The following is a 12,804-nucleotide window of genomic DNA, read 5'->3' as shown; positions in this document are numbered from 1 at the left end:
TCAGTTAATATCGGGTTCCGCTACGCTGCACCCAGGCTACGTTCTATCCATGATTACGATCCCTTAAATTATGGAAGCGTACATGCAGATAAAAAAGGAACTTAAAAGATATGCTCACCTTTCCTTATATAAATCCTGTTGCATTTTCACTAGGCCCCTTACAAGTTCATTGGTACGGGTTAATGTATCTGATTGGCTTTGTGAGTGGTTGGCTACTTGGTCATTGGCGCGCAAAGCACTATCAATTGGATTGGACCTCAGAACAAATCAGCGATTTGATCTTTTATGCAGCCCTCGGTGTCATTATTGGCGGACGGGTCGGCTACATGCTTTTTTATAATTTCCCTGAATTAATACATGATCCCTTGTCATTATTTAAAATCTGGCAAGGCGGCATGTCTTTTCACGGAGGCTTGCTTGGTGTCGCTCTTGCACTTTGGCTCTTTTCTCTCAAAAGTAAAAAATCGTTTTTGGAAATAGGCGATTTTATTGCGCCGCTGGTTCCCATAGGCTTGGGGGCTGGGCGTATTGGTAACTTTATTAACGGAGAACTATGGGGAAGAGTTACTGATATGCCTTGGGGAATGATATATAGCCATGTTGACAATCAGCCACGTCATCCTTCAGAGCTGTACGAATTTGGCCTGGAAGGAATTGGGTTGTTTCTTCTTGTTTGGATTTATGCGCGCAAACCTCGGCCGGTTGGTCGGGTATCCGCCGTTTTTTTAATGGGGTATGCAGTGTGTCGTATTATTGCTGAGTTTTTCCGACAACCTGATCCGCAATTGGGCTATATTGCTTTCGGATGGTTGACTATGGGACAAATTTTATCTATTCCCATGTTATTGCTGGGATTTTGGTTATGGTGGGCTAAACGATGAAAACTTATTTAAACTTGTTAGAACATATTTTACAACATGGCACCCAAAAAACAGACCGGACAGGCACTGGAACTTTATCAGTTTTTGGTTATCAAATGCGCTTTGATTTACGCCAAGGGTTTCCTTTAGTTACGACCAAAAAATTACATATGCGCAGTATCGTGCATGAATTACTCTGGTTTTTGAAAGGAGATACCAATATCGCCTATTTAAATGAAAACGGAGTGACCATATGGGATGAATGGGCTGATCGTAATGGTGATTTGGGACCGATTTATGGCAAACAATGGCGAAGTTGGCCAACAGTTGATGGACGCACCATTGATCAACTCAGTGACGTCATCCAACAAATTAAAACCAATCCTGACTCTCGCCGCTTACTGGTCAGCGCATGGAATGTTGGCGAACTGGATCACATGGCGTTAATGCCTTGTCATGCCTTATTTCAGTTTTATGTAGCCAATAAAACTCTTTCTTGTCAGTTGTATCAACGTTCTGCTGATGTATTTTTGGGCGTACCTTTTAATATTGCATCTTATTCGCTGCTTACCCACATGGTTGCTCAGCAATGCAATCTCAATGTAGGTGATTTTATCTGGACTGGTGGAGACTGCCATTTATATCTAAACCATTTGGAACAGGCACGCACCCAATTAGCAAGAGAACCCTTGCCCTTAGCTACTTTAAATATCAAACGGAAGCCGCAATCGTTATTTGACTATGTTTATGATGATTTTGAGTTTCTAAATTATCAATCCCATCCAGCAATCAAAGCACCAATTGCTGTTTAATGTATTTTTTGTGCCGGATGAGTGCCGCAGAACCCTCAAAGCGTAGAGCATTGTTGTGGATACCGCGCATAAAGCGCGGTACGTAGCTACATAGATGTTTAGAGGATTAGAAGCTTAGAGACTTAGAAGTTTAGAAGTTTAGAAGCTTAGAAGCTTAGAAGCTTAGAAGCTTAGAAGCTTAGAAGCTTAGAAGCTTAGAAGCTTAGAGAGAAGTTTATAAAAATTCAGTAGTTAACAAGAAACTATTTTCTAAGTGCCTATCTCCCAGGTATAAAGCCTGATAGAACCCCCGCAAGTTTTTTACCTACGTACCGCGCTTTATGCGCGGTATCCACAACAATGCTCTACGCTTTGAGGGTTCAAACCCGGGGTCGCTGCATCCAGATTAATTGATTTGAAAAAGTCTGCGGATCTCATTAGGTAAAGGTACCGATTTATTTTGCGTATAATCCACGCTTCTAAGCTTCTAAGCTTCTAAACTTCTAAACTTCTAAGTCTCTAAGCTTCTAATCCTCTAAACATCTATGTAGCTACGTACCGCGCTTTATGCGCGGTATCCACAGAGCATACTTTAAAAAGAACACAGGAAAACCCGGGGTCGCTGCATCCAGATTAATTGATTTGAAAAAGTCTGCGGATCTCATTAGGTAAAGGTACCGATTTATTTTGCGTATAATCCACCCATACAATTTTACAACTGCCTTGCGCCATCAGGATCTCACCCTGATACAGATCATGATCCATCATCATGCTGGAGTTTCCAGGGCTGTGTATTTTTGAACATAAAGTCACTATTGCAGGATAAATTACTGGTTTTAAAAAGGTACATGCAACATGAATCACTACAGGACCCGTTTCTCCTGTCATATTGATATGAAGCTGTCTTAACCAGTCAATACGTGCTTCCTGAAAATAATCAAAATAGCGGGCATTATTCACATGCCCCAGGGCATCCATATCTCCCCAGGCAATAGGAAAAACCTTTTTATGTACTTCAACCTTCGCGTCAGTCATTTCTCTATCTCCATTATCCTAGAAAAAGCAGCTGTGTTCTTGGGCAGATTTCAACTGCTTTTTCTAGAATTATGATAAATCCATAGGATCTACATCAATATTCCAACGCACCCCATTGCCTAATTTATTTCCTGCCAGCCATTCACGCAATTGTGTTAATGAGTTTTTAAGAGTTTTTCTTGAGGAGGACTTAAGTAACAGCTGCATACGATACTGATTGGCTTTTCGAGGCATAGGAGCAGGCGCTGGCCCCATCACTGTAATGGAATGTGTTACGATTTGCTCTTTGGCGGCATGTAAAAACCTTAATACGCTTCCTGCTACTTTCCCTTGTGCTCTAATTACAGCCAGATAGTGAAAAGGAGGGAGTTGTGCTTTTTGGCGTGTAGTTAATAAAGCATCAACGAATTGATCATATCCTTGCTGAATCAATAAATTCAATAGTGGATGATTCGGCACGTGAGTTTGAATCAAAACCTGACCTGCTTGCTCTGCTCGACCTGCCCGCCCTGAAACTTGCATTAATAATTGTCCTAAATGCTCTAGGGCCCGAAAATCCTGATTATAAAGTCCGGCATCTGCATCCACAACCACCACCAAAGAAAGGCGAGGAAAATGATGGCCTTTCGCTAACATTTGTGTACCGACAATTAACTGTGCTTTGCCATTATGGATTTTATCCAAATGCTCATCTAAAGAATTTTTTTTGCGCACTGCATCGCGATCAATACGCACGACCTCAGTCCCTGGAAAATATGCACTTAAAAACTCATGGATGCGTTGGGTACCTGCGCCAACGGGTATCAATTCCATACTGTTACAGCTGGAACAACGTTCAGGAGTTTTTTGGGTCAAACCACAATGATGACAAATCATCTGCCCTAGCTGTTTATGCAGGGTCAAATGGCTGTCACAAGCGCGGCAATCAACCATCCAGCCACATTGGTGGCATAACAGAACAGGAGAAAAGCCTCGGCGATTAATGAAAACCAAAACCTGATTTTGTTTGAGTAAATGTTCTTTAATTGCATGTAAGGTAACGGTTGCCAAACTATGTTGAAGTGATTGAGAACGCAAATCAATGAGTTGGTAGTGCAAGGGTGTTGTCGAGAGTGCTTTATGAGTTAAACGTAACACCGTATATTTTTTTTGCATTACGTTGTACATACTTTCCAAACTAGGAGTCGCTGAGCCCAAAATAATGGGTATATTCGCTAAATGTGCGCGCATTAATGCAGTATCACGCGCTGAATAGCGCACTCCTTCCATTTGCTTTAATGAAGGATCATGTTCTTCATCAATGACAATTAATCCCAAGTCAGGCATAGGTGTAAAAATTGCGGCTCGGGTTCCTATCACCATTTTAACCTTGCCTTCTTTTGCTAATTGCCAAGCGGCTTGTCTCTCAGATTCATTTAAGCCAGAATGGATCACCGCAATGGGATGTTTAAAACGCGCGGTAAATCGTGATACTAATTGCGGGGTTAAACCTATCTCAGGCACCAAAATTAACACTTGTTTTTGTTGTTCTAGCACCTGAGCAATCACGTGCAAATATACTTCTGTTTTTCCACTCCCTGTAACCCCCTGCAATAAAAAGCACTGATATTGATGCAAGGTCTCTATAATTGCAGCCACAGCCACAGCTTGCTCAGGATTAAGCTCTAATGGGAGCGATAGTGAAGTATTTGCTTTTTCCGGCAGTAGTATTTGTTGGGATAAAGAAAGAATTTGTGCAGCAAGCAGGGTACAGAGTTGGCTTGAGTTAAATCCTTTTTCCGTCAAACATTGTTTGGCAACCGCTTCTTTTTGGGTACTCAAGAATTCGACCAGTTCCTGTTGTTTACGTGCACGAGCAGGAATAAGTTTTTTGGCCTCATCAAGGGGCAATGCTAATTGATAAAAATCACCCATAGGTAATTGGCAAAGCTGACCCAATCGATATTTTTTAGGTAACGCGAGCGGCAATACTTCAGACAAAGGCGATTGATAGTAACTCGCGATCCACGAACATAAAGTTAAAGTTTCCTGTGTCATTAATGGTTGTTCATCAATGACTGCGCTAATGCTTTTTAATGAGGCAGCATTGTATGAGGATTCACTTTTACCAATGACTATGCCCAAACGTGTTTGTTTACGAAAAGGAATCCAAACACGCGCCCCTATGCAAGGGGTAACTTCTTCGGCAGCATAATCAAAAAAATCTCGGTGTGTATGGGGAATACATACTTGGTAAGCAGTCTTTCCATTTTGCTCACTTTCTCGTGTGGTGTCTCCACCCTCCCTAATTTGTTCCAAGGATGTGTCTGGAGAAAATGACAAAAGGGAGTTCTCTATAGAATAGCTGTGATCGTTTTTATTCATTCGCTCTTTGCCATTGATGGCTTGCTGATTGGCCTGGAGCAGAAAAAACCTTCACCACAACCTTCTCAATGCGATGTCGCTTCAACTCCGCTTCGTCTTTAATCAGCTCATGAACAAACCAACGCGATAATTCTTCAACGGTAATATTGGTAACTGGCAATAAAGTGACGTCTTCCTTTAAAAAGGGAATTTTTTTGTGGTTAAAGGTAAAGTAATAATATTCCTCATCCTCAGCATATTCCAGAAAAGGAGAAAATTGCGGCATCAGAAACGTTTGATTTAAATAACGACATAATTTATGAATACGTTCTTTATAATAACGATAGTCAAAAGTCATCCCATTTTCTTCGACCCAAGTAGTGAGTGCCAAATAAACCCCATACATATGACCATGCAATGGTTCTCTTTCAGTTGCAGAGAAAATAGTAGTGTGGCCTGCAGAAAACTTCATCGATTCTTTTTGTAATTCTACTGTGGTCAGGTATTTTTTTCTGTTCATAAACTCACTCGTTTATCATTTAATAGAAATCCGTTTAAGGAAATTTCCACATTTTTACTCAGCGCGATTACTTTAAATAACTCCCCCATTTCACTAGGGAGAGTGAGCTGTTTTATCGCTTGTTTTGCTTGTATTTGGTCCAACTCATTATTCAATGTATTGATTAAGCTTAGCAGACCGTTAGCCAGCAAAAAAGAGGCTTGATTGGTAAAACCCGCAATATGAAAACCAGCCTGTTGCCCCGCTTCTGCAACATGAGTAAAATCCACATGCGCGGTAATATCTTGTTCTCCCGGATGCAATAAAGAATCTGTATGACTTTGATGCTGGTAATGACACATTAAAGTCCCTTGATTACGATCAGGATGATAATACTCATGACGAGGGAATCCATAATCAATCAAAAACACTACGCCTTGTTTTAACATGTGATAATTATTCAGGATCCAATCATCGATAAAAAGATTCACCTCAGAAAGATAAGGGGTATTTGGCAGCGATAATCTGTTATTAATGTAATCAAGCAATCGCTGATTATGACATGGTTTAAATAGTTCTGTTAATTGGTGTTGTTCATTCAAAGCAATGTAACTTTCCATAATCCCTTGCTCTGTTTTCATAAAACGATGTACAGGCATCGCATCCAGCACTTCATTTGCCAGGACCACTCCATTAAAAGGAGTTTCCGGCCAATGATCAATCCAGGTAACCAAATGAGCTAAATGAGGAATTTTTTGTGCGATCAGTTCGCATTGACGATGGTATAAATTGGCACTGACTTCCAAAATGTAATATGCCTCTGGCAAAGAATTATGTTCTGCTAAATGCTCCAAGAGAGCAACACAAAGAGCACCAGAGCCTGCACCAAATTCGAATAATACAGGAGATTCGAGTTCTTTTAATACTTGCTGACACTGATTCGCTAGCGTTTTACCAAATAAAGGAGTGAGTTCGGGGGCGGTAATAAAATCACCCTGCTTCCCTAATTTTTGCAACCCAGAACTGTAATATCCTTCGCCAGGGGCGTACAATGCAAGTTGCATGAATTCCACAAAAGGAATAGCCTGACGCTGGGTCAGTAATGTATGTAGGGTTTGTATTATACTCATAGTTTAATTAATTAAAAAATTTTAGCTGATTAAAACCGAAGCGAAGTACCTTGGCTCTACCTCCCGCGGCTTGTCCGCGGGATCCAGTGATAACGAGAGATCCTTAGATCCCGAGGACAAGCCGCGGGACGTAGGCCAAAAAAGTGGGGCTTCGTTTCACCCAGAATAATCGAGAATAGGAAACATACATTGAATCCGACAAACAAACAAGAAGCGAAGGTGGCTTTGGTTACCGGGGGCGCACGGCGTATTGGTGCCGCTGTAGTAAAAAAACTCAATGCAGCAGGATATAAAGTAGTTATTCATTGCCATCATTCTCTGCAAGAAGCCCATTCGCTTGCAGTCGACCTAAACGAACAACGACCAAACAGCGCGTTTGTTCTACAAAGGGAATTAGCTGAGACGTCTGCTGCAGCAGAAATTATGACTGCGGTTCAAGATTGGGCTGGACGTTTGGATTTATTAGTGAATAATGCTTCTGTTTTTATCCGCACCGAATTTTCTGCGTTCGCTGAAACGGATTGGAATGCACTTTTCGATATTCATGTTAAAGCCCCTTTTTTACTGAGCCTTGCTGCGCGTCCTTTACTGGCAAAACACTCAGGAGCCATTATCAATGTGAGCGATATCCATGCAGAAAAACCGCTGAAAGGATACTCTGTCTATTGTCAAAGCAAAGCTGCTTTGGAAATGCAAACAAAGAGCTTGGCACGAGAATTTGCTCCCGAAATTAGGGTTAATGCAGTTGCCCCGGGCGCCATTGTCTGGCCTGAGTACTCCAATACTCTAACTCCAGAAATACAAGAAAAAATTATTACGAAAACACCACTAAAAAAACACGGCAATCCTGAATACATTGCTCAGGCAATTTTAGCTTTGGCTGAAAATCCTTATATAACTGGACAAATACTCAAAGTGGATGGGGGGAGAAGCCTACTTGGATAAGTACTTTCGATTCTTTAGCCTTTTTTCCTTTCAACAAATCTCGCAGCATATCACCATAATCGTAACTGTCCTCCCTCTGATTTTTTTCTTCACTTAAACCAGGTTCATTATTTAAGCTTGATGAAGCAGCAAGACGATCTGTTGCCTGGTCGGCAAGGGTGTAAGCACCGTATATCGCAATAGTGGGTAAAAGTATCACGGAAGCAACTACTGCAAGAGCACCAAAGCCTAAAGTAGCCGGTACGATACTTAAGGGAAAGAGAACGGCCATCGTGGAGAAGTATGCAATCAAAGGACCTTTGCCAAACGCATTTATCCTTATTTTGATCAGAGAAAATCCAGTCGGATAATTTTAGATAAATTTCCTGCAATGGATAAAGCACCCCCTAAAATAAGAAGAGGGGAAAAAAGAGCAACTACGGCCAACGCGAAGGCAACTATTGCTATACTGGCAACAGCAGTAAAGAGCAACAAGAGTAGTGTCAATAAGCCAGTCAGTGCATTTTTCATCCTTTAAAAGCCTTATATAGCCTACTTATTATTTTAGCAACTCCTGGGATAAATGATCTGCAAATCCACCGTTTAAAAATATGGGCGATTCAAAATATATTGAAATCTCTATACCCCCATAAATACTCAAGGAAGTTAGGGATGACGCGGCTTGGTTAATGCTACAAATAAGGCACAGATCTGATTGATTAACATATTCTTTTATTTAATAATGAATGAAACAAACAAGGATGAGTTAATCAATTTATGAAAAACATAGCAACAGCCTTTGTACTTTGTACGTTGAGTATCAAGATGGTTCAAGCGGGTACTATGGGTGAAGTAAAACCTTTATGCAGCCCTGATCATGTAACTGTTTCCGGCCATTGCAATGCTTGGGATTTGGGCATTAGCGCCTTATATTTACAACCAAACACCAATTCAGCACTGCTAAACCCAATTTTAAATGCAGGGGATGACCAATTTCATTCCGTGGATTCCTCTTGGGATTGGGGCTTTTTACTTGAGGGCAGCTATCATTTTAATACAGGAAATGATCTCAATTTAAATTGGCTGCATTTTGATAATGATAATTTCGATGAACTTGCAGTTTCTTCTACAAATCCAGATATCCCCCCTGTTACCAATATCACCAATTTAAAATTTGATACCCATCTTGACGTCGTTAATTTAGAGTTTGCCCAAACCGGTCATTTCGGTAAAAAAACAAATATACGTTTTTATGGTGGAGGGCAATACGTCTATGCCAAGATTAAACGGGGTGACTTTGAGTATGAACTGTTCCCATCAGAGTCCACTCCATTCCTTTTCCAAAGATCAATAACCCACACTAGGTTCCAGGGCGCAGGTCCTCGCGTTGGTGTCGATATGTCTCATGAGCTAAATCACGGTTTTGCGTTATTCGCTCAGAGTGCCATGGCTCTGTTATCTGGACAAGGAAGAGCCAAATTATCAGGAGCAAACTTAAGCGGGACCAATGTCTCCCCCTTTAGTGCAAAGGCAAACCATACGCATATTGTTCCCGAACTGGAAGCTAAATTAGGCGCCAGCTATCAATGGTGTTCACATAGCGGACAATTCAGTTTGATGGCAGGCTGGATGTGGCAACATTATTTAGACCTTTTTCTTCTACCTCCAGGAGGCAACACGAATCCTATAACCACTGTAAGCCGACATGATTTCTCTTTGGATGGCCCTTTTATTAAAGGGAAATGGGTTTCTGGATAATTCATGGTGTGTGATGTTTGATGAAATACAGGATGCCCCAGAATGTCTTAAGCGATTTTAAAAGTTTTCAAAAAACGGTGGGAATCCTGTTTTTTCTGCTTGTCATCACGGCCTTTGTATTTAAAGGAACAAGTGATTATTCCATTTTGTTTATTAGTTACGGCATAATGCTTGTTGCTGTGGCAGGCTCCATTTATTTTTCTTGGCACCAAAAAACAATTCAACTTTCCGCATTAACTCTTTTACTGATAATTTGGCTTATCTGGATAATCCTTCCACCTTTGATAGGCTGGGTTCCTAACACCGCTTTTTTCGGAATTTTTCAATGCTCCGCCTGGGTATTTGGTTTTATTTTATTTAATGGAAATCCCTTTTCTGAATGGTTATGGAACAATTTACTCAGATTGCTCTGGATCTTAGGTTTGATTTGCGCAGCATATGCTCTCACTCAGTTATTCGCTCGAAATGCCATGCCTGCCGGTTTTTTTGCAAGCAAAAACACTGCTGCGGCTTTTTTAATGATGATTAACCTGTTACTCATAGGGAAATTTTTCATTTTGAATCACCCCGAGTTTATAAAAACAACCGCCTCCAAATTACAAAAAACGATAAAAAAAGTTGCTCTTTTAGCCAGCATCTACATAATCAGCCTAGCCTTATTCGCTGCATTAAGCCGTGGAGTTATTCTTTGTTTTATTTTCTTTACCCTGTTAGAACTCACTTTATGTCGTCATGAACTAAAAATAAAAAATGTTTCCCACTTAGCAGGAGTTTTGGCACTGGCTTTGGGTACATTGTATCTCTTTGCTCAACCTGCCATACACCATCGGCTTGAATTACTTGCCCACGAGAAATCACGTCTTATCATCTGGCAAGGTGCGTGGCACTTATGGCTAAAAACACCCTGGTACGGATTAGGCATTTTTAATTTTAAACATTACTACCCTGCATTTAGTTTGCCAGGCGACGGTTCTAATCTCGAATACGCCCATAATGATTTATTGCAACTATTTATTGAAACTGGGGTTCCAGGCATTGTTATTCTGTTTGGAATTATAATGACTTTAGTCGTATATTTACGACGTTACTTAAATCATCCAAGTCACAACCCAATTGCACATATCCAGCGTATGGTGTGTTTTGCTGCATTAGCTGCTTTGACATGTCATAGTCTTGTTGATTTTAATTTTTATGTATTTCCCCTGAATCTCCTTATGGGTTGTTGTTTAGGTTATCTTCATTATTCTTTTAGAAACGAAGGTCTTGTCAGGCTTTATTCATTCTCTTTTAAAAATATGTGGATCCTAAGAGGCGGAATAATTGTATTTCTCTTAGTTATCAGCAGTTATTTTATTCGTTTTTTAATACTCGAATACTATATAGAGAAAACTGAAACGGCCCTCCAAGCAAAGCAATTCAATGAGGCCTTTGAGAAGAGTAATCAGGCGCTGAAATCATTTCCTTTTGTTGAAATCCAAAGTCTTAAAATAGATGCTTGCTTACAACTGATTCAACAAGCAGAGTCTGCTCTCACACGCCGTTATTGGGTAGAAAAAACTAAAGAAGCGATTAACCAGGCAATCGCAATGAATCCTTATTTTGCTCGGTCTTATTTCCAAATGGCTTTGTTGCAAAGTTTAGTGCTTAATGAGGCCCCAAAAGCAAAAGTATATTTTCTTAAGGCTTTAAAAAACAATCCTCATTTTTGTTTAGCGCGACTTACTTTTGCCCGGTTTTTAATAGAACAAAATAAATTGCATTCCGCTCAGGAAATCTTGGAATCCGGCCTTCAGTACCCTATTCCTCCAGAATATATTGAGCTCTACTTGAATTATCTTGCCAAACTTCGTTTTGAAAATGGGGATCAGGAAAAAGCAAATCAAGTTGTCCGGCGATTAGAGCATCTCATAGTTTACAATCAAGACTATAGTGATTTGCTTTAAATTTTTATCTCCCTCAAAAAGCCGTCAATTTTTTCTAATGAATCCAATTGATAAAAACGATTTAATAATGATGCATCAACCAAATTGCCAAAATAGTAACGAACTAAAGATTTGCTTTGTAGCACTGCCTTATATTCATCTTCAAGTACGGCTAATCCTTGCAAATGGGTCATAAAAAGATCACGTTTTTCCTTGAAGCTCACTGATACGCTTTGCTGCTCTAATAACTCTTGATAGAGCCAGGGTTTGCCACTTCCAGCACGCGAAATCATATAAGCATCGCAACCACTTAATTCTATTGCTCTGTGTAAACTGTGAATATCATGAATATCTCCATTGGCAATCACCGGAATAGAAATACTTTGCTTGATGTGTGCGATTTGGTGTAAGTCTGATGCAACATCATAATCATCAATCCAACGCCGACCATGTACAATCAGTGCATCTGCGCCTGCTTCTTCAATTTTTTTCGCTAAAAGAAAATCCTTTTCATTACCTTGAATCCGAATTTTTATGGTTAAAGGAATAGTAATCCCGGCACGTACTTCTTTAACGATGCGTACCAACTGTTCTGGATCTTCCAGCAAAGCACTTCCTGCACCTTTCTTACGTATTTTAGGTTTTGGGCAACCACAATTTATATCAATAATATCCGCACCATTGAACTGTAATTGCTGTGCTGCTTGCGTCAATATATGCGGTTCGGTACCTGCAATTTGATAGGCCAGGATCCGTTCCTGGGGTGCTCGATAAATATAACGTGAACTCCTGGTATGTTTATGGAGGATATCTGTTGCAGAACTCATTTCCGTAACACCATACGCAGGTGACCGATAATGATTAAATAAAATTCTGAATGGTGCACAGCTGTAACCTGCTAAAGGACCTTGGATTAACCGATTGGGCAATGTTAAAGGCCCTATTTTCAAAGAACTGTTAAGAAAAGCGTGCATCAATTTAATTCATGGATATAATTAGGGCCAATTTTAACATACTTGAACCTAAATCGAATCAAACAGGAAAACTCCTTTATGGACAAACGTTATTTATCCCCTTTGGAAATGCTCAATATTGCGACACAACACGCCTATGCTGCTGACTATCTATTGCAACAAATCACCAATTGGATATATAGGCAAACTGATCCACTCAGTGCGTTAACCCCAGTAACTTCATTGATGTATCAAGCCTTTCAACTGACATTGAAAGCTTATTGTTTGCATGAACATCGTCCAGTCAAAGAGCATAAGAATCTTATGGAGCTGGTTGAATTAAATAACCATTTAGGATTTTCGCACCAGGAAATCATTTTATTAAAGACTCTCGCAAAACAACAGGTTTTCCTTAAGGGAACAGATTATGATTTATGGGAAAACCAACAACAACTTCATGTTTTTTGTGAAGAAATTCTTTCCCTATATCAAAAATTGCAAACCATGATGCCTTTGGAGCTTCACCCTGATTATCTGCAATAATAAAGCGAGATAAGGCGAGCGTACCCAGTTTAAAAATTTAATTTAT

Annotated in this window: 13 protein-coding genes; 6 read left to right on the top strand and 7 right to left on the bottom strand. The window is 40.2% G+C overall.

Features of this window, described 5'->3' with window-relative positions; translation table 11 throughout:
• Window positions 1-110: 110 nt before the first annotated feature.
• Both lgt and thyA read left to right on the top strand, forming a co-directional pair.
• Window positions 111-881, top strand: a complete 771-nt coding sequence (lgt, locus tag LXO92_RS03025) for a prolipoprotein diacylglyceryl transferase (protein ID WP_182351274.1) — start codon at window positions 111-113, stop codon at window positions 879-881.
• Entirely contained in the window at window positions 878-1,672 is a 795-nt protein-coding gene (gene thyA, locus LXO92_RS03020) for a thymidylate synthase (RefSeq protein ID WP_182351273.1), read from the top strand. Before lgt ends, thyA begins: the two co-directional genes overlap by 4 nt.
• A 612-nt stretch (window positions 1,673-2,284) precedes the next feature.
• Here the strand turns inward: thyA and LXO92_RS03015 are convergent.
• From LXO92_RS03015 to LXO92_RS03000, 4 genes are all read right to left on the bottom strand, one after another.
• On the bottom strand, window positions 2,285-2,686 hold the full coding sequence (locus LXO92_RS03015; protein WP_182351272.1) for an acyl-CoA thioesterase: 402 nt from the start codon (window positions 2,684-2,686) through the stop codon (window positions 2,285-2,287).
• Window positions 2,687-2,755: 69 nt separating this feature from the next.
• Window positions 2,756-5,050 carry a primosomal protein N' gene (locus tag LXO92_RS03010; RefSeq protein ID WP_232890369.1) on the bottom strand — a complete coding sequence of 765 codons (2,295 nt, stop codon included), beginning with the start codon at window positions 5,048-5,050 and terminating at the stop codon, window positions 2,756-2,758.
• Window positions 5,043-5,549 carry a 6-pyruvoyl trahydropterin synthase family protein gene (locus LXO92_RS03005; RefSeq protein ID WP_182351271.1) on the bottom strand — a complete coding sequence of 169 codons (507 nt, stop codon included), beginning with the start codon at window positions 5,547-5,549 and terminating at the stop codon, window positions 5,043-5,045. Before LXO92_RS03005 ends, LXO92_RS03010 begins: the two co-directional genes overlap by 8 nt.
• The gene (locus tag LXO92_RS03000; protein ID WP_182351270.1) at window positions 5,546-6,658 is read right to left on the bottom strand and encodes a class I SAM-dependent methyltransferase; all 1,113 of its coding nucleotides are present in this window, start codon (window positions 6,656-6,658) and stop codon (window positions 5,546-5,548) included. The genes LXO92_RS03005 and LXO92_RS03000 overlap by 4 nt, the downstream gene beginning before the upstream one ends.
• Before the next feature lie 189 nt (window positions 6,659-6,847).
• Between LXO92_RS03000 and LXO92_RS02995 the strand changes: the two genes are divergently transcribed.
• On the top strand, window positions 6,848-7,603 hold the full coding sequence (locus LXO92_RS02995; RefSeq protein WP_232890368.1) for a pteridine reductase: 756 nt from the start codon (window positions 6,848-6,850) through the stop codon (window positions 7,601-7,603).
• On the opposite strand, the gene LXO92_RS02990 is transcribed toward LXO92_RS02995, so the two are convergent.
• Both LXO92_RS02990 and LXO92_RS02985 read right to left on the bottom strand, forming a co-directional pair.
• The gene (locus LXO92_RS02990) at window positions 7,569-7,874 is read right to left on the bottom strand and encodes a hypothetical protein (RefSeq protein WP_232890367.1); all 306 of its coding nucleotides are present in this window, start codon (window positions 7,872-7,874) and stop codon (window positions 7,569-7,571) included. The genes LXO92_RS02995 and LXO92_RS02990 overlap by 35 nt on opposite strands.
• Before the next feature lie 56 nt (window positions 7,875-7,930).
• Window positions 7,931-8,113, bottom strand: coding sequence for a hypothetical protein (locus tag LXO92_RS02985; RefSeq protein ID WP_232890366.1), 183 nt, complete (start codon window positions 8,111-8,113; stop codon window positions 7,931-7,933).
• Window positions 8,114-8,359: 246 nt separating this feature from the next.
• Here LXO92_RS02985 and LXO92_RS02980 point away from each other — a divergent pair, with 246 nt between their 5' ends.
• Both LXO92_RS02980 and LXO92_RS02975 read left to right on the top strand, forming a co-directional pair.
• On the top strand, window positions 8,360-9,340 hold the full coding sequence (locus tag LXO92_RS02980) for an Lpg1974 family pore-forming outer membrane protein (RefSeq protein ID WP_182351267.1): 981 nt from the start codon (window positions 8,360-8,362) through the stop codon (window positions 9,338-9,340).
• A 32-nt stretch (window positions 9,341-9,372) separates the two neighbouring features.
• The gene (locus LXO92_RS02975; protein WP_232890365.1) at window positions 9,373-11,283 is read left to right on the top strand and encodes an O-antigen ligase family protein; all 1,911 of its coding nucleotides are present in this window, start codon (window positions 9,373-9,375) and stop codon (window positions 11,281-11,283) included.
• Here the strand turns inward: LXO92_RS02975 and LXO92_RS02970 are convergent.
• Window positions 11,280-12,236, bottom strand: coding sequence for a tRNA dihydrouridine synthase (locus LXO92_RS02970; protein WP_182351266.1), 957 nt, complete (start codon window positions 12,234-12,236; stop codon window positions 11,280-11,282). The two genes, LXO92_RS02975 and LXO92_RS02970, sit on opposite strands and share 4 nt — an antisense overlap.
• Before the next feature lie 78 nt (window positions 12,237-12,314).
• Here LXO92_RS02970 and LXO92_RS02965 point away from each other — a divergent pair, with 78 nt between their 5' ends.
• On the top strand, window positions 12,315-12,758 hold the full coding sequence (locus LXO92_RS02965; RefSeq protein ID WP_182351265.1) for a hypothetical protein: 444 nt from the start codon (window positions 12,315-12,317) through the stop codon (window positions 12,756-12,758).
• Window positions 12,759-12,804: the final 46 nt, after the last annotated feature.

The sequence above is a fragment of the Legionella resiliens genome (assembly GCF_021344005.1).
Taxonomy (GTDB): domain Bacteria; phylum Pseudomonadota; class Gammaproteobacteria; order Legionellales; family Legionellaceae; genus Legionella; species Legionella resiliens.
This window is presented reverse-complemented; position numbering and strand designations above follow the sequence as displayed.